The sequence below is a fragment of the Pseudomonas sp. W5-36 genome, from assembly GCF_046540455.1.
GTDB classification, from domain to species: Bacteria; Pseudomonadota; Gammaproteobacteria; order Pseudomonadales; family Pseudomonadaceae; genus Aquipseudomonas; species Aquipseudomonas graminis_B.
This window is the reverse complement of sequence record NZ_JAXCIQ010000002.1, coordinates 158,262-184,346: the sequence shown is the minus strand read 5'-3', so window position 1 is coordinate 184,346 and position 26,085 is coordinate 158,262. Positions and strand designations below refer to the sequence as shown.

The following is a 26,085-nucleotide window of genomic DNA, read 5'->3' as shown; positions in this document are numbered from 1 at the left end:
GATATCCAGCCCACCGCTGTCCAGCAAAATCAGCCTTGCCCCGCAACAATCAGCGCTTGAGGGTTTTCACGCCTTCTTGGGTCCCCAGCAGCAGCAGATCCGCCGGGCGCGCGGCGAACAGGCCGTTGGTGACGACGCCGACGATGTTGTTGATCTGCGCTTCCGCTTCCACCGGGTTGGTGATGTTCATGTTGTGCACATCGAGGATGATGTTGCCGTTGTCCGTCAGCACGCCCTCGCGGTAGACCGGGTCGCCGCCCAGCTTCACCAGTTCGCGGGCCACGTGGCTGCGGGCCATCGGGATCACTTCCACCGGCAGGGGAAACGCGCCCAGCACCGGCACCAGCTTGCTGGCGTCGGCGATGCAGATGAAGGTTTTGGCCACGGCGGCCACGATCTTCTCGCGGGTCAGGGCTGCGCCGCCGCCTTTGATCAGGTTCAGGTGCTCGTCGCTTTCGTCGGCGCCGTCGACATAAAACTCCAGGTCGCTGACCGTGTTCAGTTCATACACCGGAATGCCGTGGCCCTTGAGGCGTACGGCCGTTGCGTCGGAGCTCGCGACCGCGCCGTCGAATGCGCCTTTGTGCAGGGCCAGTGCGTCGATGAAGCAATTGGCGGTAGAGCCGGTGCCCACGCCCACGACGCTTTTGTCGTCGAGTTTCGGGAGGATGAAATCGACGGCGGCCTGGGCAACGGCCTGTTTGAGTTGATCCTGGGTCATGCGAGGTGGGCTCCGGTTACAGGGAATAGCGATAGGTCCGAGGGCCGGCAGTATAACGACATGCCGTGGCCAAAGCCTGAGTCTTGATATGGTCGTGCGCCGGGACGAGGGGTAGACTTCCGGGTCTTGCCCCTTCGCCAGCGATTCTTCCCCGATGCTCGAGCACTACGTCAAAAAGATCCTTAACTCCCGCGTGTACGACGTTGCCGTGGAAACCCCGCTGCACGCCGCCCGCCAACTCTCCCAACGCCTGGGCAACAACGTGCTGCTCAAGCGCGAAGACTTGCAGCCGGTGTACTCCTTCAAGATTCGCGGCGCGTACAACAAGCTGGCGCAGCTGAGCCCGGAAGAACTGGCGCGGGGCGTGGTGACGGCGTCGGCGGGTAACCATGCCCAAGGCCTGGCGCTGGCGGCGAAGACCTTGGGCGTGTCGGCCACCATCGTGATGCCGAAGACCACGCCGGAGATCAAGGTCGAAGGCGTGCGCTCCCGGGGCGGAAAGGTCGTACTGCACGGCGACTCGTTTCCCGAAGCATTGGCGTATTCGCTGAAGCTGGTCGAGGAACACGGCTACGTCTACGTCCACCCCTACGACGATCCTGACACCATCGCCGGGCAAGGCACGGTAGCGATGGAAATCCTGCGTCAGCATCAGGGGCCGCTGGACGCGATCTTCGTCCCGGTCGGTGGTGGCGGGCTGATTGCCGGCATTGCCGCGTACGTCAAATACCTCCGCCCGGAAATCAAGGTGATCGGCGTTGAGCCGGACGATTCCAACTGCCTGCAACAGGCCATGGCTTACGGCGAGCGCGTGGTGCTGCAACAGGTCGGCCTGTTTGCCGATGGCGTCGCGGTGGCGCAGATCGGTCAGTACACCTTCGAGATCTGCAAGGATTACGTCGACGAAGTCATCACCGTCAGCACCGATGAAATCTGCGCGGCGATCAAGGACATCTACGACGACACCCGCTCGATCACCGAGCCCGCCGGCGCGCTGGGCGTGGCCGGGATCAAGAAGTACGCCGAACAGTACGACGTCACCGGGCAGACGTTTGTCGCCATCGACTCTGGCGCCAACGTCAACTTCGACCGCCTGCGCCACGTCGCCGAGCGCGCCGAACTGGGCGAAGGCCGCGAGGCGATCATTGCCGTGACCATCCCGGAACAGGCGGGCAGCTTCAAGGCCTTCTGCGAGGCCATCGGCAAGCGGCAGATCACCGAATTCAACTACCGCTACCACACCGACCGCGAGGCGCACATCTTCGTCGGCGTGCAGACCCACCCCGACACGGACCCTCGCAAAGCGCTGATCGCGAGCCTGACAGAACAGGGTTTTCCGGTGCTGGACCTGACCGACAACGAACTGGCCAAGCTGCACCTGCGGCACATGGTGGGCGGGCATTCGGAGCGGGTCAGCGACGAGGTGGTGCTGCGCTTCGAATTCCCGGAGCGACCGGGAGCGCTGTTCAATTTCCTGAACAAGCTGGGCGGGAAATGGAATATTTCAATGTTCCACTACCGCAACCACGGTGCGGCGGATGGCCGAGTGGTGGCGGGATTGGTGGTGCCGGAGGATGAACGGCATCTGGTGCCACAGGCGCTGGGGGAGATCGGTTACCCGTACTGGGACGAGACCAAGAACCCGGCGTACAAGCTGTTTTTGGGGTGAGCTCCGAAGACTGACACTGCTGACTTCAGCGGTTCATGCCCGGACCTACAGGATCAACATCGGCGGCGACATGCAACCGGCTGCTAATCTTCAAACACCGCCAGACACAGGGACACGAACACAATGGAACACTTCGCTGCACTGAAAATCCTGCACATCGCCAGCACGGTGCTGCTGTTCATCTGCGCGCTGGGGCTGATCGTGTGGATCGTGCGTGGCCGTCGGGCCGGCGATGCGACGGTGCAGAACCGCGCCATGCAACGGCCGTGGGCATTTGTCTGGGTGCTGATGGGCGTGTGCCTGTTGACCCTGCCGATCAGCGGCTGGTGGCTGGTCCACTACGCCGGTTGGCCGCTGGGACAGACCTGGCTGCTGGCGGCGAGCGTGCTGTATCTCTTCGGCGCCTTGAGCTGGGCCTGGCTGGCGGTGCGGGTGAACCGCCTGCGCCGGCCGGTGATCGTGGGCAATTCCCGCTTCACCCTGGCCCTGGCCATCTTCAGTGTCGTTTGCTTCGTGGCGATCGCCGGTCTGATGGGCGCCAAACCGGTTTAACCCCCGTCATCAAAGCTGGCGGCACCGCAGCTCAACCTGCCGACAAAGAACAGTGGGAGCGAGCTTGCTCGCGAAGGCTTTTCAACCGCGCAGTGAAATCACCGGCCAGCCGCGACGGGTGGCTTCGGCGCGCAGCTTCTCATCAGGATCGACTGCGACCGGATTGGCCACCTGCTCCAGCAGTGGCAAATCGTTCATCGAATCACTGTAGAACCAGCTGTCGTCCAGGTTGAAGCCGTTTTCTTCGATCCAGCGATTCAGACGGGTGACTTTGCCTTCGCGGAAGCACGGCACGTCAGTGGTGCGCCCGGTGTAGCGACCGTCGACGACCTCGCACTCGGTTGCCAGCAACGTGTCGATACCCAGCCGGGCCACGATTGGCGCGGTGACGAAACGGTTGGTCGCCGTGATCACCACCAGCTTGTCGCCAGCGTCGCGGTGTTTGGAAATGAGGGCCATGGCCTTCGGCAGTATCAGGGGTTCGATGCAGTCGCGCATAAATTCCCGGTGCCATTCGTCGAGCTGCGCCATGTCAGTGCGCCCGAGGATTTCCAGGCTGAAATTCAGGTAGTCGGTCAGGTTTAGCGTGCCGGCCAGATAGTCCTGATAGAAAGCGTCGTTGCGTGCCTTGTACGCAGCACCGTCCAGGATGCCTCGCTCGCACAGGTAATCGCCCCAGGCGTGGTCGCTGTCGCCGCCGAGGAGGGTGTTGTCGAGGTCGAAGAGGGCCAGACGCATGGGCTTTACTCGCTGAAATATCAGAAAAAAGAGCACAAGAATACGAGGTTTGCCCGAGAGATCGCATCTATTAATGCAGTTGTCACGATAAGCTGTCGCAGCCTCGTTGCTGCCTTCACGATCTTTGTGGAACAATGCGGCGACATGCGTTTGCGAGGTTGTGGCCGTGATCGACCCCGATGGTTTTCGCCCTAATGTCGGGATAATTCTGACAAATGATGCTGGCCAGGTCTTATGGGCTCGGCGCATCAATCAAGACGCCTGGCAGTTTCCGCAGGGGGGTATCAACCCTCAGGAGACCCCGGAAGACGCGCTTTACCGTGAATTGAATGAAGAAGTCGGGCTGGAACGGCATGATGTTGAAATTCTTGCCTGCACCCGGGGTTGGTTGCGCTATCGTCTGCCGCAACGTTTGGTCCGTACCCACAGCCAGCCGCTGTGCATCGGCCAGAAGCAAAAATGGTTTCTCCTGCGCCTGATCTCCAACGAGCAGCGGGTGCGGATGGATTTGACCGGCAAACCGGAGTTCGATGGCTGGCGTTGGGTCAGTTATTGGTACCCGCTGGGCCAGGTGGTGACATTCAAGCGCGAGGTATATCGCCGCGCACTCAAAGAGCTTGCCCCGCGCCTGTTGGCGCGCGACTGACACGGAGTTCGACCCCGAGCCATGCTCAATACGCTGCGCAAGATCGTCCAGGAAGTTAACTCCGCCAAGGATCTCAAGGCGGCGTTGGGCATTATTGTATTGCGCGTAAAAGAGGCCATGAGCAGCCAGGTCTGCTCGGTCTATCTGCTCGATCCTGAAGCGAACCGCTTCGTGCTGATGGCCACCGAAGGCCTGAACAAGCGCTCGATCGGCAAGGTGAGCATGGCCCCGAACGAGGGCCTCGTGGGTCTGGTGGGTACGCGTGAAGAACCGCTGAACCTCGAAAACGCCGCCGATCACCCTCGTTATCGCTACTTCGCCGAAACCGGCGAAGAACGCTACGCCTCGTTTCTCGGTGCGCCGATCATCCACCACCGCAGGGTAGTGGGCGTCCTGGTCATCCAGCAAAAGGAGCGACGTCAGTTCGACGAGGGCGAAGAAGCCTTCCTTGTGACGATGAGCGCGCAGCTCGCCGGCGTTATCGCCCACGCAGAAGCCACCGGCTCCATTCGCGGGCTCGGTCGGCAGGGCAAGGGCATTCAGGAAGCCCGATTCGTCGGAGTGCCAGGTTCGCCGGGAGCCGCCGTCGGTACCGCGCTGGTCATGCTGCCGCCGGCCGACCTTGAAGTCGTGCCGGACAAAACCGTCACAGATATCACTGCGGAACTAAAACTGTTCCAGACCGCCCTTGAAGGCGTGCGCAATGACATGCGCACCCTTTCGGCGAAGTTGGCCACACAATTGCGCCCAGAAGAGCGCGCGTTGTTCGATGTGTACCTGATGATGCTCGACGATGCGTCGCTTGGCAGCGAAGTCACCAACGTCATCAAGACCGGCCAGTGGGCCCAGGGCGCGTTGCGTTCGGTGGTCAACGAGCACGTCAAACGCTTCGAGCTGATGGACGACGCCTACCTGCGTGAGCGTGCATCGGACGTCAAAGACCTCGGTCGCCGCCTGCTCGCCTACCTTCAGGAAGCGCGCCAGCAAACACTGGTCTACCCCGACAACACCATCCTGGTCAGCGAAGAGCTGTCGCCCGCCATGCTCGGCGAGGTGCCGGAAGGCAAGTTGGTAGGCCTGATTTCGGTACTCGGCTCGGGTAACTCCCACGTCGCCATTCTGGCCCGGGCCATGGGCATTCCCACGGTCATGGGCGTGGTGGACCTGCCGTACTCGAAAGTCGACGGCATCCAGCTGATCGTCGACGGCTACCACGGGGAGGTCTTCACCAACCCGTCAGAGATTTTGATCAAACAGTATTCCGTCGTCGTCGAAGAGGAGCGCCAGCTCTCTCAAGGCCTCGACGCGCTGCGTGAATTGCCCTGCGTAACCCTCGACGGCCACCGTATGCCGCTGTGGGTCAACACCGGTCTGCTGGCAGACGTTGCTCGCGCGCAACAGCGAGGCGCGGAAGGCGTCGGTCTGTACCGCACCGAAGTCCCGTTCATGATTCAGCAGCGGTTCCCGAGCGAAAAGGAACAGCTCGCCATCTACCGTGAGCAATTGGCGGCGTTTCACCCGTTACCGGTGACGATGCGAACGCTGGACATCGGCGGCGACAAGTCGCTGTCGTACTTCCCGATCAAGGAAGACAACCCGTTCCTCGGCTGGCGCGGCATTCGCGTAACGCTGGACCACCCGGAAATCTTTCTGGTGCAGACCCGCGCCATGCTCAAGGCCAGCGAGGGCTTGAACAACCTGCGGATTCTGCTGCCGATGATCTCCGGCACCCACGAGACCGAAGAAGCCCTGCACCTGATCCACCGGGCATGGGGCGAGGTGCGCGATGAAGGCACCGACGTGCCGATGCCGCCAGTGGGCGTGATGATTGAAGTGCCGGCAGCGGTCTACCAGACCCGTGAGCTGGCGCGTCAGGTGGATTTCCTGTCTGTCGGCTCCAACGACCTGACCCAGTACTTGCTGGCGGTCGACCGTAACAACCCGCGGGTGGCGGATTTGTACGACTACCTGCACCCGGCGGTGCTCCAGGCGTTGCAAAGCGTGGTGCGCGATGCCCACGCCGAAGGCAAGCCGGTGAGCATCTGCGGCGAAATGGCCGGTGATCCTGCGGCGGCGGTACTGCTGATGGCGATGGGCTTCGACAGCCTGTCGATGAACGCCACCAACTTGCCAAAAGTGAAGTGGATGCTGCGTCAGATCAACCTGAGTATGGCCAAGGACCTGTTGGCCCAACTGATGAAGAACGATAACCCGCAAGTCATCAGCAGCTCGCTGCAGCTGGCGCTGAGGAATCTGGGCCTGTCGCGGATGATCAATCCGGGGTCTGTGAAGGGGCACTAAGGGCTGGCGCTGCGCTGCTCTTAGTGGGACCGGCTTCAGCCGGGAAGAGGTGGAGTCAAATCTGCAGGTCCACCTCACCCAATCTCCCGCCATACGGCCCAAAGCTACGCTCGATCAGCCGCCGGCTGCCATCCGCATTCACCCGCAACACCGTGCTCGCCCGCGTGCCGTAATTGGGGCTGGCGATGAACACGCTCGACAGCAATTTCTCCGTCGCAAGCCCAACGCCGGTGCTTGGCAGTTCAGCGTCCGGCGCAGGCGCGTGATCGCTGAGAAAGCCAAATAACGCGTCGGGGTCAGGATTGTTCAGCTGTTCGGACAGCGCGGCTTTGGCTTTCACCAGCTTAGGCCACGGCGTGTCGAGCCCGGCGTTGGACACACCGTAAACGCCTGCTTCCAAGCAGCGGGGTGTCGAATCGTTGCCGTTGAGGAAGTGCAACTGCTGACGATCACCCACCAGCAGATTGAACCCGCCGTATTCCGTTGATCTCGCTGCGATCTCACTCAGGTACTCATCTATGGACACATCGCTGGTCAAAAAACGAGCAACCAATTCGCCCCGCGAACGACGGCCAGGCGGCTTGCCCGGCTCGCGGATGTTGGTAAGCGCTGCGAATCGTCCGCCAGCGTTGATACCCAGCCACGTTCCACCCGCTTCTAGATCGCGCCCGGCATACACCTGCGGCGCGTCTTCCCACTGGGCCAGCGGCAGAGTAGGACGGGCGTAGAACTCGTCACGATTGGCCGCCAGAATCAGCGGCTGAGCGTGCGTCGGCCGCCAGGCGAAGACGATAAGGCACATGGATGACTCCTTTTTGCGCCACTTTACCCACCCCGCACGCCGACATCCATCGCACGCTGCTAGAGCGGATCGGCGCGGTCCGGTAACATGCCGCACTGTTTTTGAGAGATGTCCGTGCTAGTGAGAGCGGCATCGTCGGCGTGCGAGGCTTTCATCGCGGTCGCTCTTACACCAGATTTCATCATTATTGGGTGGCACGATCTGCTGCCGCCGCCGCATAGTTCTGCTTCGTCGCTCAATGAGCGCTTCTATTTCAAGGAGTCGCAATGCTGCCTTACCCGCAGATTGACCCGGTAGCCGTGGCCATCGGTCCGCTGCAAATCCATTGGTACGGCCTGATGTATCTGGTCGGTATCGGCAGTGCCTGGTACCTGGCATCCCGTCGCTTGAATCGCTTTGACCCGACGTGGACCAAAGAAAAGCTCTCGGACATGATTTTCTGGGTCGCCATGGGCGTCATCGTCGGTGGACGGCTGGGCTACGTGCTGTTCTACGATCTGCCCAACTACATCGCCAACCCGCTGCTGATCCTTGAAGTGTGGAAGGGCGGCATGGCGTTCCACGGCGGCTTCATCGGCGTGATGATCGCGACGTACTGGTTCGGCAAGCGCAACGGCAAGTCGTTCTTCCAGCTCATGGACTTCATCGCGCCCATGGTGCCGATCGGTCTGGGTGCCGGGCGCATCGGCAACTTCATCAACGCCGAACTGTGGGGCAAACCGACTGATCTGCCCTGGGCCATGGTGTTCCCCACCGACCCTGCGCAGCTGCCGCGCCACCCATCACAGCTCTACCAGTTCGCGCTGGAAGGCGTGGCACTGTTCGTCATTCTCTATTTCTTCTCCCGCAAGCCGCGTCCGACCATGGCTGTTTCCGGGATGTTCGCGCTGTTCTACGGCATCTTCCGCTTCGTGGTGGAGTTCGTCCGCGTGCCGGATGCCCAGCTCGGTTATCTGGCCTGGGGCTGGGTCACCATGGGGCAGATCCTCAGCCTGCCGATGATCATCGGCGGCCTGGTGCTGATCTGGCTTGCTTACCACCGCGCGCCCGCTGCCAACAACGCTGCGGTGTGACGCGCCGGGTACATCTGCTGAACGCCGGACCTTATGGGTTCGGCGGATTCACCGAAACAGAGGGCCTCTGGTCATGAAGCAATACCTTGAACTGCTGCAGGACGTCATCAACAACGGCACCCGCAAGGGCGACCGCACCGGGACCGGCACCACTGCCGTGTTCGGTCGGCAGATTCGCCACAATCTGGCCGATGGCTTCCCGCTGCTGACCACCAAAAAGCTGCACTTCAAGAGCATCGCCAACGAGCTGATCTGGATGCTCAGCGGCAACACCAACACCAAATGGCTCAACGAAAACGGCGTGACCATCTGGGACGAGTGGGCCACTGAAGACGGCGATCTGGGCCCGGTGTACGGCGCGCAGTGGACCGGCTGGCCAACCAAGGATGGCGGCAAGATCAACCAGATCGACTACATGGTCGACTGCCTGAAGAACAACCCAAACAGCCGCCGCATCCTGTTCCACGGCTGGAATACCGAATACCTGCCAGACGAGAAGCTGTCGCCGCAGGAGAACGTCAAGGCCGGGCGCCAAGCGCTTGCGGTGTGCCATTTGCTGTACCAGGCCTTCGTGGCCGACGGCAAGCTGTCGATGCAGTTGTACATCCGCAGTTCCGACGTCTTCCTCGGTCTGCCGTACAACATCGCCGCGCTGGCGCTGCTGACCCATATGCTGGCTCAGCAATGCGACCTGATCCCCCACGAGATCATCGTCAGCCTGGGCGACACTCACGCTTACTCCAACCACGAGGAGCAGATCGCGACGCAGCTCACCCGCACCCCGCGACAGCTGCCGCAGCTGAGCATCAAGCGTCGCCCGGAAAGCATCTACGATTACCGATTCGAAGATTTCGAGATCGTGGGTTATAACGCGGATCCGAGCATCAAGGCGCCAGTGGCTGTTTAAGCGCTGATCCGAAGCCATTCGCTAGACCTGCAGGAGCGCGCTTGCCCGCGATTGCGATTTGCCTGCGCCTCGACATTGCCTGACACACTGCGTTCGCGGGCAAGCGCGCTCCTACGCCCATCCTGACAGTGGGACCGGCTTTAGCCGGGAAGGCGTCGTATGCCATACCACAAACTGTTCAATGCCCGTGGCTGCGCCCTACGTGAGAGTGTTCGACATCGGCAGCCACGACACTCCCGCTGATTTCCAGTCGATCCAGAATCCCGCAGTGATCCGGCGCGCCTTCGCTGCAGCGTTGGCGCAGGTCGACCAGTTGCTCCTGCAACGCTTGCAGGCTCGCGACGCGGGCGTTCACGTGCTCGATGTGTTCGTCGATCAGCGCGTTGACGTTCTCGCACTGGTCTCGCGGACTGTCGCGCAACGCCAGCAGGCTGCGGATCTCGTCGAGCGTCATGTCCAGGCTGCGGCAGTTGCGGATGAAGGTCAGGCGCTCGACGTGCTCTTGGGTGTACAGCCGATAGTTGCCGTCGCTGCGTGCAGGCTCACTGAGCAGTCCTTCGCGCTCGTAATAGCGGATGGTTTCCACCGGGCAGTCCGTCAGTTTCGCCAGTTCGCCGATTTTAAATGAAGGATTCATGCGCAAGACCTCAATAGGACGCTTGACCCTATAGTGGCTACAGGGTGTTCACTTGGCAACACGCACATTTAGAGACTCAATCCATGAGTGACTCTGTATACAAATCTTCCTCGCACAAACCCGCTCACGACGCGCCCGAACATGCCGAGCACGAGCACGAGCAAGCTGCCCATGATCATTCCGGCCATGACCACGGCGATCACGATCACGCCGGTCATGACCACGGCCATGCCAAACTCACGCCCGTGCACAAACACGACCACGCTGCCCACGCGTGCTGCTCCCACGACAGCGCACCGTCCGTCGTGACCATCGATGGCGCATCAGACGCTGAAGGTCAGCTCAGCAGCTTCCGCATCGAAGCCATGGACTGCCCCACCGAGCAGACGCTTATCCAGAACAAGCTCGGCAAGATGAAGGGTATTCAGAAGCTTGAATTCAATCTGATCAATCGCGTGCTGGGCGTGTGGCATGAGCTGCCGTCCACCGATCCCATCCGCGAAGCCATTGGCGCGCTGGGCATGCAGGCGGACTTGATCGAGGAGGGCGCTGACAAGGAAACCGCGTCGCTGCCGCCCGCCAACAAACCGTGGTGGCCGCTGGCGTTGTCGGGTGTCGCTGCGTTGACGGCGGAAGTCATCCATTTCACCAACGCCGCACCCACCTGGTTGGTCGCCATCGTCGCGCTGATCGCCATTTTCAGCGGCGGCCTGACCACCTACAAAAAGGGCTGGATCGCCCTGAAAAACTTCAACCTGAATATAAACGCGCTGATGAGCATTGCCGTTACCGGTGCAGTGCTGATCGGGCAGTGGCCGGAAGCGGCGATGGTGATGTTTCTGTTCACCGTCGCCGAGCTGATTGAAGCCAAGTCGCTGGACCGTGCCCGCAACGCAATCGGCGGCCTGATGCAGCTGACGCCGGAAACCGCCACCGTACAGCAGAACGGCGAGTGGCTTGAGCTTGAGGTCAAGGATATTGCGTTGGGCAGCGTCGTCCGGGTCAAGCCGGGCGAGCGCATCGGGCTGGACGGTGAAGTGGTTGCCGGCCAGTCGAGCATCGATCAGGCGCCGATCACGGGCGAAAGCCTGCCGGTCGAGAAAACTGTGGGCGACAAGGTCTTCGCCGGCACCATTAACCAGGCCGGTTCGCTGGAATACAAAGTGACCGCCGCCGCCAGCAACTCGACGTTGGCGCGGATCATCCACGCCGTCGAGGCGGCCCAAGGTGCGCGCGCGCCGACTCAGCGTTTCGTTGACAGCTTTTCCAAAATCTACACGCCCGCCGTGTTCGCGCTGGCGCTGGCGATTGCGATCATCCCGCCGCTGTTCATGGGGGCGGTGTGGTTTGACTGGATCTACCGCGCGCTCGTGTTGCTGGTGGTCGCGTGCCCGTGTGCGCTGGTGATTTCCACGCCAGTGACGATTGTCAGCGGTCTGGCAGCGGCGGCGCGCAAAGGCATTCTGATCAAGGGCGGCGTGTACCTGGAGATGGGGCACAAGCTCGATTACCTGGCCCTCGACAAGACCGGCACCATCACCCACGGCAAGCCGGTGCAGACCGATTACGTGTTGCTCGATGCGTCATTGGGCGAACAGGCGCTGGCGATCTCGGCGAGCCTGGCCGGTCGCTCGGATCACCCGGTGTCTCAGGCTATCGCCAAGGCCGCGCAGGAAGGCGCTCGGTTGCCGGTTGAAGCGTTCGAGGCGCTCGCAGGGCTTGGCGTGAAGGGCGAAGTGCAAGGGCGTTTGTACCATTTGGGCAACCACCGTCTGGTGCATGACGCCGGGTATTGCTCGCCGGAGCTGGAAGCGCAACTTGAAGCGCTGGAAAGCCAGGGAAAAACCGTGGTGCTGCTGTTCGATGCCTCCGGCCCGTTGGCGTTGTTTGCGGTGGCCGACACGGTCAAGGACAGCAGTCGCGAAGCCATCGAGCAACTGCATGCGCTGGGCGTGAAGACGATGATGCTGACGGGTGACAACCCGCACACGGCCAAGGCCATCGCCGCTCAGGTGGGCATCGATCAGGCCCAGGGCAATCTGATGCCGACCGACAAGCTGCAAGCCATCGAAGCCCTGTACGCGCAGAACCATCGCGTGGGCATGGTCGGCGACGGCATCAACGATGCGCCGGCGCTGGCCCGGGCGGAGATCGGTTTCGCCATGGCGGCGGCTGGCACGGACACCGCCATCGAAACCGCCGACGTGGCGCTGATGGATGATGATCTGCGCAAGATCCCGACCTTCATTCGCCTGTCGCGGGACACGGCGGCGGTGCTCAAGCAGAACATCGCGCTGGCGTTGGTGATCAAGCTGATCTTTCTGGCGGTGACCTTCGCCGGCATGGCGACCATGTGGATGGCGGTGTTCGCTGACATGGGCGTGAGTCTGTTGGTGGTGGCCAACGGGTTGCGGTTGTTGAAGAAGTAACGCTGATGACCAGGAATTGATGGCGCTCAGACTTGCCTCTTCCCGGCTGAAGCCGGTCCTACTAACGCCACGCGTACATTGATGATGGTGCCCATGCTCTGCGTGGGCACCATCATCCGGTTACTTCCCGTACTTCTCCCGTCCCCAGGCGATCATTTCTTCCAGCAAGCCTTTCAACACCACTTGCGTCGGCTCCGCCAGATCCGGGCGGTAGTGGAAGGGCACGAACTCGTCCATGTAGGTGCTCTGCGCCAGTTCCAGTTGCACCGCGTGGATATGGTTGGCCGGATCGCCGTAGTGGCGGGTGATGTGGCCGCCCTTGAAGCGCCCATTCAGCACATGGCTGTAAAGCTTCGCGGCAGCGCAGGTTGAATCCAGACGCTGGGCCAGCGCTTCATCACAGCTCGCGCCATTGAAGGTGCCGAGGTTGAAATCCGGCAGCCGACCGTCGAACAGATGCGGGATGTGCCCACGAATGGAATGCGCATCGAACAGCAGGGCGTAGCCGAACTCGGCGCGCAGGCGTTCGAGCTCGCTGCGCAGCGTGTCGTGATACGGCGTCCAGATCTTCTCCAGATAGCTCACGCGTTCCTCCTTGCTTGGCGCCAAACCCTCCCTGAACAGCGGATCCCCCTCGAACAGCGTCGAGGGGAACAACCCGGTGGTCGCGCCGGCGTACAGCGGCGTATCGTCGGACGGGCGATTGAGGTCGATGACGAAGCGCGAATATTCCGCCGACAGCACGCTGGCCCCCAGATCAGACGCAAAGTCGTACAGGCGCGGAATATGCCAGTCGGTGTCCGGCAGGCTCACGGCCTCATCCACCAGACCGTCACGCACAACGGGCGTCAGGTGCAGCCCCGGGTGCGGCATGCTGATCAGCAGCGGTACGCGACCGCGAGTGAAACTCAGAACCTTGTCCACAGTATTCCCCTGATTAGAGAGTGCGTTCCACGCCATAACGCACGACGCGTTTGTCCAGATCGCCGCCCAGCCAGTAGGCGAGGTCGGCAGGCCGTTCGATGTGCCAGGCGACGAAATCCGCCGTCTTGCCCACCTCCAGCGAACCATGGGTCCCCGCCATGCCCAGCGCTTGAGCGGCGTGGATGGTTGCGCCGGCCAGGGCTTCTTCCGGCGTCATACGGAACAGCGTGCAGGCCATGTTGAGCATCAGCCGCAGCGACAGGCCCGGCGACGTGCCCGGATTGAGATCGGTGGAAATGGCGATCTTCACTCCGTGTTTGCGCAGGGCATCCATTGGCGGCAACTGAGTTTCGCGCAGGAAGTAGAACGCCCCCGGCAGCAAGACGGCGACCGTGCCTGAGGCCGCCATCGCAATGGCGTCTTCTTCGGTCATGAACTCCAGATGGTCAGCCGACAGCGCCTGATAACGCGCCGCCAGACTCGAGCCATGCAGCGAGGACAACTGCTCGGCATGCAGCTTGACCGGCAGGCCCAATTGGCCCGCGGTGATGAACACCTGTTCGACCTGTGCCGGCGAGAAGGCGAGGTATTCGCAGAACGCATCGACGGCATCCACCAGATTTTCCGCCGCCAGCGCCGGCAGCATCTCGCTGCAGATGTGGGCGATGTAGTCATCGGCGCGGTCTTTGTATTCGGGGGGCAGGGCATGGGCGGCGAGGCAGGTGCTGCGCACGGTGACCGGCAGGTTTTCGCCCAGTTGGCGAATGACCCGCAGGATTTTGCGTTCGCTGGCGAGGTCCAGGCCGTAGCCGGATTTCATCTCGATCGTGGTCACGCCATCCCTGAGCAGATGAAGCAGACGACGTTCGGCGCTGGCGTAGAGTTCTTCTTCACTGGCGGCCCGGGTAGCGCGCACGGTGCTGGCGATGCCGCCACCCGCTGCGGCGATCTCGGCGTAGCTCACGCCCTGCAAACGCTGCTCGAATTCACCGCTGCGGTTACCGCCGAACACCGTGTGGGTATGGCAATCGATCAGGCCGGGCGTCACCCACGCGCCGTTCAGGTCGACGCGCTTGACGTCGCCCGGGTCCGGCAGGTCTCGGAGAGGACCGATCCAGACGATCTGCGCTGCATCGGTCACGATGGCGGCGTCCTCGATGATCGAGTACGTGCCGTTCGCCATGGTTGCTGCGTGACAGTGGTGCCAGAGCGTTTTCATCAGTACCTCCAGAGAACAAATAGATCCTGCCTCAGACACGGACCGCAGGAGCCGGCTTGCTGGCGAACCGGCTGCGTCATTCAAAGCAACCTGTCCTGATTCAACACGTTCGCCTGCAAGCCGGCGCCTACACGTTTTGCCTCAGCTGTTTGATGTGGCCTTGATCAGGTTTTGCTTCGGCTTCACCCAGATCCAGTACGCAACCACCAGCAACCCGATCCACACCGCCCCCACCACCAGCGCGGCCTGGCTGTCCGGGAAATAACCCAGCACGCCAAACACAAACACCATGAACAAGGTGGCAACAATCGGCGCCACGGGCCAGAACGGCACCGGGAATTTCAGCTGGGCGACTTCTTCTGCGCTCATGGAGCGGCGCATGGCGATCTGCGTGACCAGAATCATCAGCCACACCCAGACCGTCGCGAAGGTCGCAATCGAGGCGATCAGCAGGAACACGTTTTCGGGAATCAGGTAATTCAGCACGACGCCGCAGAGCAGCGCGACGCCCATCACCAGCACCGTCATCCACGGCACGCCCTGAGCAGACAGCTGAGCAAAACCCTTGGGCGCCTGACCCTGTATGGCCAAACCGTACATCATGCGTCCGGCACCGAAGATGTCGCTGTTGATCGCCGAAACGGCTGCAGTGATGACCACGATGTTGAGGACGGTGGCGGCGGAGGAAATCCCCAGGTGATCGAAGATCTGGACGAACGGGCTGCCCTGGCTGCCTATCTGCTGCCACGGGTACAGCGACATCAGGACGAACAGCGTGAGCACGTAAAACAACAGAATCCGCAGCGGCACAGCGTTGATCGCGCGGGGAATCACGCGCTCCGGGTTACGTGCTTCACCGGCAGTGATGCCGATGATTTCGATGCCGCCGAAAGCGAACATCACGACCGCCAGCGAGGCGACGAGGCCGCTGATGCCGTTGGGCATGAAGCCGCCGTAGGCCCACAGATTGCTCACGCTGCTGACGCCGCCGCCCGACACCGAACCGATGCCGAACAGCATGATGCCGAAGCCCGCGAGGATCATCGCGATGATCGCGCCGACCTTGAGCAGCGACAGCCAGAACTCCGTTTCACCGAACACCTTGACGCTGCACAGGTTCAGCGCGCCGATCAGAAAGACGATGCCGAGCACCCAGATCCAGCGGGGGACCTCGGGAAACCAGAAGCCCATGTAGATGCCGAACGCGGTGACATCGGCCAGACAGACGATGACCATCTCGAACGCGTAGGTCCAGCCAAGGACAAACCCGGCGAGGGGGCCCAGGTACGTGGTGGCGTACTCGCCGAACGAGCCGGACACCGGGTTGCGCACGGCCATCTCGCCGAGGGCGCGCATGACCATGTAAACGGCAGCGCCGGCGATGATGTACACCAGCAGCACGGCGGGGCCAGCCAGCTTGATCGCCGACGCGGAACCGTAGAACAACCCGGTGCCAATGGCCGAGCCCAGCGCCATGAAGCGTATGTGACGCGCGCTGAGCCCGCGTTTGAGATCTGTAGCGTTTTGCGATGTCATTTCACACGTTCCTAGTCTTACTTTTTGCTGCGAAATGAGCGGTTGCAGGGGGGCGATCCCCCCACACTCATTTCAACGACAGGCCATCCTGGCCTGTCCCGATCAAAAACTCGGCAGCAGGTCAGCAGAAACCAGGTCGCTCAGGCAGTTGGAAGCCAGCAGCTCGATGGCGGCCTCGATATCAGGGGCGAAGAAGCGGTCTTTCTCGTAGAACGGGACTTTGCCGCGCAGCGTGGTGCGGGCGATTTCCAGTTTTTCAGAGGTCTTCAGACCGTTGCGCAAGTCCAGACCCTGACACGCAGCCAGCCATTCTACAGCCAGCACGCCGCGAGTGTTCTCCGCCATTTCCCATAACCGCTTGCCGGCCGCAGGCGCCATCGACACGTGGTCTTCCTGGTTGGCAGACGTCGGCAGGCTGTCGACGCTGTGCGGGTGGGACAGGGCCTTGTTTTCACTCGCCAGCGCTGCGGCGGTGACCTGAGCGATCATGAAGCCGGAGTTCACCCCGCCGTTGGCCACCAGGAACGGCGGCAGCTGCGACATGTGCTTGTCCATCATCAGCGAGATGCGGCGTTCGCTCAGTGAGCCGATTTCAGCGATGGCCAAGGCGATGTTGTCGGCCGCCATGGCAACCGGTTCGGCGTGGAAGTTACCGCCGGAAATGACTTCACCTTCGGCTGCGAACACCAGCGGGTTGTCCGACACTGCGTTGGATTCGATCGCCAGCACTTCGGCGGCCTGACGCAGTTGGGTCAGGCAAGCGCCCATGACTTGGGGCTGGCAGCGCAGGGAGTAGGGGTCCTGAACCTTGTCGCAGTCCCGGTGGGAGTCGGAGACCTGACTGTCTTCGCCGAGCAGCTCGCGATAGGCCGCAGCCGAATCGATCTGGCCGCGCTGACCGCGAGCCGCATGAATGCGTGCATCGAACGGCGCGCGGGAGCCGAGCACGGCTTCAACGGTCAGCGCGCCGCAGCTCAGGGCACCGGCGAACAGGTCTTCGGCTTCGAACAGGCCGCGCAGCGCGTACGCCGTCGACACTTGGGTGCCGTTGAGCAGCGCCAGGCCTTCTTTGGCCGCCAGCGTCAGCGGCGTGAGCCCGGCAATCGCCAGAGCTTCCACGGCGTTCAGCCATTCGCCCTTGTGGCGCGCCTTGCCTTCGCCCAGCAGCACCAGCGACATATGCGCCAATGGTGCGAGGTCGCCGGATGCGCCGACGGAACCCTTGAGCGGGATGTGTGGGTAAACCTCGGCGTTGATCAGGGCGATCAGCGCGTCGATGACCTGACGGCGAATTCCGGAGAAGCCCCGACTGAGGCTGTTGACCTTGAGCACCATGATCAGGCGCACCAGCTCATCGCTGATCGGCCCGCCAACCCCCGCAGCGTGGGACAGCACCAGCGAACGCTGCAGGTTCTCGAGGTCGGCGCTGGCGATGCGCGTCGAGGCCAGCAGGCCGAAACCGGTGTTGATGCCGTAGGCGGTGCGGTTTTCGGCGAGGATCTGCTCGACGCAGGCCACGCTGTCTTCGATCTGCCGATCGGCGCTGGCGTCGAGGGTCAGCGTGACGGGTCGCTGATAAATCGCGCGCAGCTGGGCGAGGCTCAACTGGCCAGGGATCAGATTCAGCGGGGTCGCCTGTTGGGTGTCGGTCACGATGCTGCTACTCCTGAATGGGTATCGGTCGTCTGCGCTGAACCGGCTCCTGCCTGTCCCGCGCGGGGGGCGCTTGCGCTGCGACCGTTGTTGTCGGTGTCGGGACGAGCGCCTGCCGCGTAGTCGCGGCAGCGCTGGAATACGGTTTCCAATGACTCTTCGTTCTTCAGCAGCGTCACGCTGCTGGCAATGTCCGGGGCCAGCCAGCGGTCTTCGTCGTAGGCCGGCACGCGTTCGCGCAGCAAACGCCACGCCGCCTCGGTGCCGACGCCAAAGCGCGGGCCCTTGAAAAACTCGAACGCCTGGGCGGCCAGCAAATACTCGATGGCGAGGATCTGCGTCACGTTCTCCAGCACCTTGTGCAGCTTCAAGGCGGCGCTGGTGCCCATGCTCAGATGATCCTCCTGCAGGCCCGAGGTCACGTAGTTATCGATGACCGCCGGTTGTGCCAGCTGGCGGTTTTCCGCGCACAGCGAGGCGGCGACGTATTGGGTGATCATCATTCCGGAGTTGACCCCCGGCTGGCTGACCAGAAACGCCGGAAGCCCGCTGACTGTCGGGTTGATCAGCCGGTCGAGCCGCCGCTCGGCAATCGAGCCCAGTTCGGCCATGGCAATCGCCAACAGATCAGCGGCCATCGCCACGGACTGGCCGTGGGGGTTGGCCTGGGAGACCACGCGATACGCGTCGGGCCTGCCCAGCAGCAGCGGGTTGTCGGTGGCAGAGTTGAGCTCGATCTCGATTTGCCGCGTTGCGTGGGCCAACTGGTCGCGCGTAGCGCCGTGGACCTGGGGGATAGAGCGGATGCTCAAGGCGTCCTGGGTGCGGATGCCCTGACTGTTGGCGAGCACCTCGCTGCCGGCGAGCAGACCGCGCAGGTTTTTGCCGACCTGTTGCATGCCGGGGTGCGGCTTGAGGGCGATGATGGTTTCGTCGAAGGCGTCGAGCTGGCCCCGCAGGCCTTCGAAGGTCATGGCGCTGATGACATCGGCCCACTGCATCAGGCGATTCACGTCGGCAATCGCCAGGCAACTGAGGCCGGTCATGCACGGCGTGCCGTTGACCAGACATAGACCGTCTTTCGCACCCAGTTCCACCGGCGACAGGCCTTCTTCGCTGAGCGCCTGCAACGCCGACATCACTTGCCCGCGATAACTGACCTGACCCACGCCGAGCAGGGCGACGCCGATGTGCGCCATATGAGTGAGGTAACCCACCGACCCCTGGGACGGCACTTGCGGGGTGATGCGTCGATTGAGCAAGGCGAGCAAGGCCTCGACCACTTGGCGGTGAATCCCGGACTTGCCCTGGCTGTAATTGATGATCGCGGCGCAGGTGATCGCGCGGGTCTGCTCGTCGGGCAACGCCGGGCCGACGCCGCAGGCATGGCTGAGCAGGGTATTGCGCGACAGTCGGCCGAGTTGCTCACCCGCCAGCGACACATTGCACAGCGCGCCGAGGCCGGTGTTCACGCCATAGGCGCGCTCGCCGCTGGCAACGATGCGCTGCACGATCGCCTGGGCATTGTCGATCCGCGCCCACGCGCCTTCGGACAACGACAGCGTTGCGCCATGGCGGGCAACGGCGGTCACGTCCCGCCAACTGAGCGGGCCTTCGCCAATGATGATCTGTTCTGCTCGCGACATGACCGCAGCGTCCTTAGAGAGTCGCCACGCGCCGCTGCACGAAGCGATCAACGTAATCGTCGGCAGGCGAGTAGAGGATTTCTTTCGGTGTCCCGACCTGGATCAGCTGACCGTCCTTGAGAATCGCAATGCGGTTGCCGATGCGCACGGCTTCGTCGAGGTCGTGGGTGATGAAAACGATGGTTTTCTTCAGGTTCGATTGCAGCTCCAGTAACTGATCCTGCATCTCGGCGCGGATCAGCGGATCGAGTGCGCTGAACGCTTCGTCCATCAGGATAATGTCGGTGTCGGCCGCCAGCGCCCGTGCCAGGCCGACACGCTGACGCATGCCGCCGGAGAGCTGATGGGGGTACTTTTTCTCGTAGCCCTTCAGGCCCACCGTGGTGATCCAGTGCTGCGCGCGCTCGGCGCATTGCGTTTTGCTCTCGCCACGAATGGTCAGGCCGTAGGCGACGTTGTCGATCACGGTCTTGTGCGGCAGCAGGCCGAAGCTCTGGAACACCATGCTGATCTTGTGCCGACGGAAGTTGCGCAGCGCTTCCATGTCGTAGGTCAGGATGTTTTCGCCATCGACCAGAATCTCGCCGCTGGTGGGATCGATCAGGCGGTTGAAGTGGCGCACCAGGGTCGATTTGCCGGAGCCCGACAGGCCCATGATCACAAAGATCTCGCCGCTGGAGATAGACAGCGACAGGTCGTTCACGCCGACCACACAGCCGGTCTGCGCCAGGACCTGATCCTTGCTCTGGTTGTTCTGAACCATCGCCAGGGCATCCTTGGCGCGGTTACCGAAGATCTTGTACACGTTCTTGACGACGATTTTGCCGCCCGTGTTCTCTGGAACGCCCGTGCTCAGTGGATTGCCCGAGCTCGCTGGATTGATAGTCTCGACGCTCATTTGTTCGCCTCATGCCGTGGACGGCCGTAGGCCTGCGTAATACGGTCGATCACGACCGCCAGAATGACGATGGCCAGGCCCGCTTCCAGGCCGCGTCCGACGTTGAGGGTCTGAATGCCGACCAGCACGTCTTCGCCCAGACCGCGCGCACCGATCATCGAGGCGATCACCACCATCGACAGCGCCATCATCGTGGTCTGGTTGATCCCGGCCATGATGCTTGGCAGGGCCAGCGGCAGTTGCACGCCGAACAGTTGCTGCCAGCGGTTGGCGCCGAAGGCGTTGATCGCTTCCATGACCTCGCCATCGACCTGACGAATGCCCAGATCGGTCAGGCGAATCAGCGGCGGCGCGGCGTAGATGACCGTGGCGAAGATCGCCGGGACTTTGCCCAGACCGAACAGCATCAGCACCGGAATCAGGTACACGAAGCTGGGCATGGTCTGCATGATGTCCAGCAGCGGCATCAGTATCGAGCGCAGGCGATTGCTGCGCGCCGACAGAATGCCGAGCGGTATGCCGATAATCACCGAGATCAGCGTGGCGACCAGCATCAGCGCCAGGGTCTGCATCAGCTTGTCCCACAGGCCAACGGCACCGACCAGAAACAGCAGGCCGACGATGACCACCGTGGTGGTGATCTTGCGGGTCGCGTGCCAGGCGATCAGGCCGACGATGGCCAGCAGCAGCCACCACGGCGCAACGCGCAGCAGGCCTTCGAGCTTGACGATGGCCCACAGCAGCGTGTCGGAGATGTGCCGGAACACGTCGCCGTAGTTGGTGACCAGCTTGTCGACCCAGTCATTGACCCAGTCGGCGATGGAGAACGTGAAGCTTTCGGGGAACATATCGTTATCTCGATGTTTAGAGTGGCGGCCTGGTTCATGTAGGAGCGTGGCTTGTCCCGCGATCTGTCGCGAAGCGGCAGCAAAATCAAACGCTGCGGTGTGTCTGACATACCGCGTTCGGCTTATCTACGACCGGTTCCCGGCCGCTCGCGGGACAAGCCACGCTCCTACAGACAGCGGTGCCTGTCAGAGAGAGGCATCCACCTTCTTCGCCGCATCCTCGCTCACCCACTGATGCCAGACTTCCGGGTGCTCCTTGAGGAAGATTTTCGCCAGCTTCGGCGACTCGATGCGCTCTTTGGTCATGCGCGCCAGATTCTGGTTGAGCAGGTCGATCGGGATGTTGACCTTCTCCATCACCGACACCAGTTCAGGCGCCTGTTCGTGGAACGCCTTGGACAGGCCGACCTTGATCTCGATGGTCTTGTTCACGCCGGCTTTCTCGTCCAGACGCACCATGTCCACCTGGCCCATCAGCGGGGTCGGCGACCAGTAGTACGCCAGGATCGGCTCGCCACGCTTGTAGCTGGACAGAATCGCCGCATCCAGCGCCGGGCCGGTGCCTGGGCGGAAGTTGGTGTATTTGCTTTCCAGGCCATAGCTCTTCAGCATTTCGCTGTTTTCCAGCTCGCAGGTCCAGCCGGCCGGGCAGTTATAGAAACGGCCTTTTTCCGGCTCTTCGGCGTCCTTGAACAGGGCTGCGTATTTGCCCAGATCGGCGATGGACTTGAGGTCCGGTGCCTTGGCTTCCAGCTTGCGCTTGGCGTCGCCTTCGATCACGTAGCGCGGCACGTACCAGCCTTCCACCGCACCCTTGACCGGCGAACCGACGCCGACCACTTTGCCGGCGGCTTCAGCCTTGTTCCAGACTTCGCTGCGGCCGACCCACTCTTCGGCAAACACTTGAATATCGTTGGTGCTCAGGGCGTTTTCCATGGTGATGGAGTTGCCCGGCAGGCTGTCCACTTCGCATCCATAACCCTTGTTCAGCACCACTTGCAGCACATCGGTCAGCAGCATTGCGCTTTCCCAGTTCAGGCCGGCGAATTTCACCGGCTTGCCGGACTCGCACCATCCCGCCGCCTGACTGGCGCCACTGGCGAGCACGCCCGCGGTGAGCAACGTGGATAGCAGGGCCTTTTTCGTGTTCATTGAGTGACGCTCCGGTCTTGTAGTGGATGACGGCAGTAACGAAAACAGATGGCTTCCAGCCAAGGGGAGAGGCACTTGGCGGCCTCGTCCCGCTTCTCTCTCCAGCATGCCTCCTGCAACAGACGTGCAGGACGAACGGTCAGTTCACCGCCACGTGCGCAGGGGCAGCGGCGCGACTTGCCTGAGGTGCCCCCGAATCCGTCGGCAGGATCAAGCGATCGGCCACGTTGCCCGGCCACCTCTTCGCCGCCCCGTAGTACAGCACAGCCGGCACGATGAGGCCGATGATCCACGAGATGTCGGTGTCATCGAGGCTCGCCACCAGTGGCCCGGTGTAGAAATGCGTGGAGATGAACGGCATCTGAATCAGCACGCCCAGCACGTAAATCCCGATGCCCATCCCGTTCCAGCGACCGTAGCGACCGTTCGGGTCCGAGAGCGCCGGGATGTCGTAGCGTTCTTTGGTGATGCAGTAGAAATCCACCAGATTGATCGCGCTCCACGGCGTGAAGAACGCCAGCAGAAACAGGATGAAGGCCGAGAAGTCCTTGAGGAACGAGTCCTTGCCCAGCAGCGCCAGGGCCGTCGCGATACCGACCATGGCGAAGATGTACGTCAGCCGCAGCGCGCTGGAGATGTGCCGATTGCCACGGAAGCCGCTGACGATGGTGGCGATGGACATGAAGCTGCCGTAGGCGTTGAGCGTAGTGATGGTCACCTTGCCGAACGCAATGCTGAAATACAGCGCTGCCGCGACCGCGCCGGTCCCGCCGAGGCCGACGATGAACGAGACCTCGTGATGGGCGAAGTTTTTGCCGGCCAGCGCCGCCGCGAACACGCCGAACACCATCGACGCCTGCGCGCCGATCACCGACCCCAGACCTACCGCCCAGAATGTTTTGCTGGCTGAGGTGCTACGCGGCAGATAGCGCGAGTAGTCCGCGACGTAAGGGCCAAAGGCGATCTGCCAGGACGCCGACAGGGAAATCGCCAGCAGGAAGCTGCTCAGCGAGAAGTGCTTATTGCCCAACAGCGCGCCGACGTCGTTGCCCGCCAGCAGTGCGCCGAACAGGTAGACGAACGCGATCACGCCGATGAGGCTGGCGACCCGGCCGATCAGGTGGATGACCCGGTAGCCCAGAATGGTCAGCACCACGATGGCCGCCGCGAATATCACCACGCCTTGCCAGTCCGGCACGTTGATCAGTTGTGCCACCGCCTGGCCCGCGAGCAGCGAGCCGCTGGCGGAAAAACCGATGTACATCAGGCACACCAGCACCAGCGGAATCACCGCGCCATAAACGCCGAACTGTACCCGGCTGGAAATCATCTGCGGCAGACCGAGCTTCGGGCCCTGTGCTGCATGGAGTGCCATCACGCCACCGCCGATGAGTTGCCCGATGAACAGCCCGATCAGCGACCAGAACACATCGCCGCCCAGCACCACGGCCAGCGCCCCGGTGACAATCGCGGTGATTTGCAGGTTGGCGCCCAGCCAGAGGGTGAACTGACTGAACAGACGGCCGTGTCGTTCGGCATCAGGGATGTAATCGATCGAACGCCGCTCGATCACGGAAGCAGGTGCAGCACGATCATCTGGAACAGCCATCTCAAACATCCCCGAAACAGTTCTGGAAGCGCTAGTCGTCAGGCACATTTCTGCGCGGATCTGTGGGGGCGAGCTTGCTCGCGAGGGGGCCGGTACATCCGCAGCATCAACTGCGTCTGACATTCAGCATTCGCGAGCAAGCTCGCTCCCACAGGGTTCAGCGCGATGGCCACTGAAGTATCAGATCATCGGCAGGTTCAGGCCCTGCTCTTTGGCGCAGTCGATCGCAATCTGATACCCGGCATCGGCATGACGCATCACGCCGGTGGCCGGGTCGTTGTGCAGGACGCGGGCGATACGTTCGGCAGCTTCGTCGGTGCCGTCGCAGACGATGACCATGCCCGAGTGCTGCGAGAAGCCCATGCCGACGCCGCCGCCGTGGTGCAGCGAGACCCACGTCGCGCCGCTCGCGGTATTGAGCAGCGCGTTGAGCAGCGGCCAGTCGGACACGGCGTCGGAGCCGTCCTGCATTGATTCGGTCTCGCGGTTCGGGCTGGCGACGGAGCCGGAGTCCAGGTGATCACGGCCGATCACCACCGGCGCCGACAGCTCGCCGCTGCGGACCATTTCGTTGAAGGCCAGGCCCAGCTTGGCGCGCTGACCCAGGCCGACCCAGCAGATACGTGCCGGCAGACCCTGGAAGCTGATGCGCTCACGGGCCATGTTCAGCCAGTTGTGCAGGTGCGCATCGTCCGGGATCAGCTCTTTGACTTTGGCGTCGGTCTTGTAGATGTCTTCAGGGTTGCCCGACAGCGCGGCCCAGCGGAAAGGACCGACGCCACGGCAGAACAGCGGGCGAATGTAAGCGGGCACGAAACCGGGGAAATCGAACGCGTTGGTCACGCCAACTTCCTTGGCCATCTGACGGATGTTGTTGCCGTAATCGAACGTCGGCACGCCCAGTTTCCGGAACGCCAGCATGGCTTCGACGTGCTCGGCCATGGACTGCTTGGCGGCCTTGACCACGGCGGCAGGCTCGGTGGCGGCGCGCTCGCGGTACTGCTCCCATGTCCAGCCTTTGGGCAGGTAGCCGTTGAGCGGGTCGTGGGCGCTGGTCTGGTCGGTGACCATGTCCGGGCGCACGCCACGGCGGACCATTTCCGGGAGGATCTCGGCAGCGTTACCGCACAGGGCGATGGAGATCGCCTTGCCTTCGGCGGTGTACTTGGCGATGCGGGCGAGGGCGTCGTCGAGGTCAGTGGCTTGCTCGTCGACGTAACGGGTTTTCAGGCGGAAATCGATGCGGCTCTGCTGGCATTCGATGTTCAGCGAGCAGGCGCCCGCCATCCCTGCCGCGAGTGGCTGCGCGCCGCCCATCCCGCCCAGGCCTGCGGTCAGTACCCAACGGCCCTTCAGGTTGCCGTCGTAATGCTGGCGACCTGCTTCGACGAAGGTTTCGTAGGTGCCTTGGACGATGCCTTGGCTACCGATGTAGATCCAGCTGCCGGCGGTCATCTGGCCGTACATCGCCAGGCCTTTTGCATCCAGTTCGTTGAAGTGCTCCCAGCTCGCCCAGTGCGGCACCAGGTTGGAGTTGGCGATCAGCACGCGGGGCGCGTTGCTGTGGGTCTTGAACACGCCGACCGGTTTGCCGGACTGCACCAGCAGGGTTTCGTCGTCGTTCAGGTTCGTCAGGCTCTCGACGATCTTGTCGTAGCACTCCCAGTTGCGCGCTGCTCGACCGATACCGCCGTAGACCACCAGTTCGTTCGGGTTCTCGGCGACTTCCGGGTCGAGGTTGTTCATCAACATCCGCAACGGCGCCTCGGTCATCCAGCTCTTGGCGGTCAGTTGCGTGCCACGGGCTGCGCGGATTTCCACATCGCGGCGTTTGGTCCATTGCTGAGCAGGGGTGTTGTGGTCAGTAGTCACTTAACAGTCCTCGATGATCGATCCGGCCTGGACGCGGGAGTCCGTGACGAACGTGGGAATAAGGTTCTGCATGAGTGCTGCCGTTGTAATCCGAACCGGCTGGGAACAGCTTTTATCGACTCATGCTTACTTGTACATACAAGCATATGCAACCAAGAGGCCAACGTTGCTTTTGCAGGTGCAGAAACCCCTTCGGCCCGCATTGCTGCGCGCTTGCCAAGGTTTCAGCCGTGCGAAGGCTTACGGATTCAAG

General features: G+C 62.3%; 21 protein-coding genes. 7 read left to right on the top strand and 14 right to left on the bottom strand.

Annotated elements, in window-relative coordinates:
- Positions 1-49: 49 nt before the first annotated feature.
- On the bottom strand, positions 50-721 hold the full coding sequence (rpiA, locus tag SLW74_RS03640; protein ID WP_410928158.1) for a ribose-5-phosphate isomerase RpiA: 672 nt from the start codon (positions 719-721) through the stop codon (positions 50-52).
- Positions 722-875: 154 nt separating this feature from the next.
- Here rpiA and ilvA point away from each other — a divergent pair, with 154 nt between their 5' ends.
- Entirely contained in the window at positions 876-2,390 is a 1,515-nt protein-coding gene (gene ilvA, locus SLW74_RS03635) for a threonine ammonia-lyase, biosynthetic (RefSeq protein WP_410928157.1), read from the top strand.
- Between the two features lie 123 nt (positions 2,391-2,513).
- Positions 2,514-2,942 carry a DUF2269 family protein gene (locus tag SLW74_RS03630; RefSeq protein WP_065986727.1) on the top strand — a complete coding sequence of 143 codons (429 nt, stop codon included), beginning with the start codon at positions 2,514-2,516 and terminating at the stop codon, positions 2,940-2,942.
- A gap of 81 nt (positions 2,943-3,023) precedes the next feature.
- Here the strand turns inward: SLW74_RS03630 and SLW74_RS03625 are convergent, their stop codons facing one another.
- Entirely contained in the window at positions 3,024-3,680 is a 657-nt protein-coding gene (locus SLW74_RS03625; RefSeq protein WP_410928156.1) for an HAD family hydrolase, read from the bottom strand.
- Between the two features lie 166 nt (positions 3,681-3,846).
- On the opposite strand from SLW74_RS03625, the gene SLW74_RS03620 reads away from it, so the two are divergent.
- Both SLW74_RS03620 and ptsP read left to right on the top strand, forming a co-directional pair.
- A complete protein-coding gene (locus SLW74_RS03620; protein WP_062379340.1) occupies positions 3,847-4,326 on the top strand; it encodes an RNA pyrophosphohydrolase in 480 nt (159 codons plus the stop codon).
- 21 nt (positions 4,327-4,347) lie between these two features.
- On the top strand, positions 4,348-6,627 hold the full coding sequence (gene ptsP / locus SLW74_RS03615; protein WP_065986723.1) for a phosphoenolpyruvate--protein phosphotransferase: 2,280 nt from the start codon (positions 4,348-4,350) through the stop codon (positions 6,625-6,627).
- Positions 6,628-6,682: 55 nt separating this feature from the next.
- Here the strand turns inward: ptsP and SLW74_RS03610 are convergent, their stop codons facing one another.
- Positions 6,683-7,429: an NRDE family protein gene (locus SLW74_RS03610; protein ID WP_369318308.1), complete on the bottom strand. Its 747-nt coding sequence runs from the start codon at positions 7,427-7,429 to the stop codon at positions 6,683-6,685.
- A 266-nt stretch (positions 7,430-7,695) separates the two neighbouring features.
- Here SLW74_RS03610 and lgt point away from each other — a divergent pair, with 266 nt between their 5' ends.
- Entirely contained in the window at positions 7,696-8,502 is an 807-nt protein-coding gene (gene lgt, locus SLW74_RS03605) for a prolipoprotein diacylglyceryl transferase (RefSeq protein WP_410928155.1), read from the top strand.
- A gap of 73 nt (positions 8,503-8,575) precedes the next feature.
- Positions 8,576-9,409, top strand: coding sequence for a thymidylate synthase (locus SLW74_RS03600; protein WP_065986719.1), 834 nt, complete (start codon positions 8,576-8,578; stop codon positions 9,407-9,409).
- Between the two features lie 178 nt (positions 9,410-9,587).
- On the opposite strand, the gene cadR is transcribed toward SLW74_RS03600, so the two are convergent.
- A complete protein-coding gene (gene cadR / locus SLW74_RS03595) occupies positions 9,588-10,046 on the bottom strand; it encodes a Cd(II)/Pb(II)-responsive transcriptional regulator (protein WP_410928154.1) in 459 nt (152 codons plus the stop codon).
- Positions 10,047-10,129: 83 nt separating this feature from the next.
- On the opposite strand from cadR, the gene SLW74_RS03590 reads away from it, so the two are divergent.
- Positions 10,130-12,475 (top strand): heavy metal translocating P-type ATPase, encoded by a 2,346-nt coding sequence (locus SLW74_RS03590; protein ID WP_410928153.1) that lies wholly within the window; start codon positions 10,130-10,132, stop codon positions 12,473-12,475.
- Between the two features lie 120 nt (positions 12,476-12,595).
- Here SLW74_RS03590 and hutG read toward each other — a convergent pair whose 3' ends face one another.
- From hutG to hutU, 10 genes are all read right to left on the bottom strand, one after another.
- Complete coding sequence (gene hutG, locus SLW74_RS03585) at positions 12,596-13,399, bottom strand: N-formylglutamate deformylase (protein ID WP_410928152.1); 804 nt, start codon at positions 13,397-13,399, stop codon at positions 12,596-12,598.
- A 13-nt stretch (positions 13,400-13,412) separates the two neighbouring features.
- Positions 13,413-14,618: an imidazolonepropionase gene (hutI, locus tag SLW74_RS03580; RefSeq protein WP_065986712.1), complete on the bottom strand. Its 1,206-nt coding sequence runs from the start codon at positions 14,616-14,618 to the stop codon at positions 13,413-13,415.
- A 141-nt stretch (positions 14,619-14,759) separates the two neighbouring features.
- Positions 14,760-16,154: an amino acid permease gene (locus tag SLW74_RS03575; protein ID WP_192130859.1), complete on the bottom strand. Its 1,395-nt coding sequence runs from the start codon at positions 16,152-16,154 to the stop codon at positions 14,760-14,762.
- Between the two features lie 102 nt (positions 16,155-16,256).
- On the bottom strand, positions 16,257-17,807 hold the full coding sequence (gene hutH, locus SLW74_RS03570; RefSeq protein ID WP_410928151.1) for a histidine ammonia-lyase: 1,551 nt from the start codon (positions 17,805-17,807) through the stop codon (positions 16,257-16,259).
- Positions 17,804-19,453, bottom strand: a complete 1,650-nt coding sequence (hutH, locus tag SLW74_RS03565) for a histidine ammonia-lyase (RefSeq protein ID WP_410928150.1) — start codon at positions 19,451-19,453, stop codon at positions 17,804-17,806. Before hutH (SLW74_RS03565) ends, hutH (SLW74_RS03570) begins: the two co-directional genes overlap by 4 nt.
- Before the next feature lie 13 nt (positions 19,454-19,466).
- On the bottom strand, positions 19,467-20,351 hold the full coding sequence (locus tag SLW74_RS03560) for a glycine betaine/L-proline ABC transporter ATP-binding protein (protein WP_065986706.1): 885 nt from the start codon (positions 20,349-20,351) through the stop codon (positions 19,467-19,469).
- Positions 20,348-21,199 carry an ABC transporter permease gene (locus SLW74_RS03555; protein ID WP_192130864.1) on the bottom strand — a complete coding sequence of 284 codons (852 nt, stop codon included), beginning with the start codon at positions 21,197-21,199 and terminating at the stop codon, positions 20,348-20,350. The genes SLW74_RS03560 and SLW74_RS03555 overlap by 4 nt, the downstream gene beginning before the upstream one ends.
- 186 nt (positions 21,200-21,385) lie before the next feature.
- The gene (locus SLW74_RS03550) at positions 21,386-22,351 is read right to left on the bottom strand and encodes an ABC transporter substrate-binding protein (protein ID WP_369318314.1); all 966 of its coding nucleotides are present in this window, start codon (positions 22,349-22,351) and stop codon (positions 21,386-21,388) included.
- 139 nt (positions 22,352-22,490) lie between these two features.
- On the bottom strand, positions 22,491-23,960 hold the full coding sequence (locus SLW74_RS03545) for a purine-cytosine permease family protein (RefSeq protein WP_410928149.1): 1,470 nt from the start codon (positions 23,958-23,960) through the stop codon (positions 22,491-22,493).
- A gap of 180 nt (positions 23,961-24,140) precedes the next feature.
- The gene (gene hutU, locus SLW74_RS03540) at positions 24,141-25,832 is read right to left on the bottom strand and encodes a urocanate hydratase (protein WP_410928148.1); all 1,692 of its coding nucleotides are present in this window, start codon (positions 25,830-25,832) and stop codon (positions 24,141-24,143) included.
- Between the last annotated feature and the right edge of the window lie 253 nt (positions 25,833-26,085).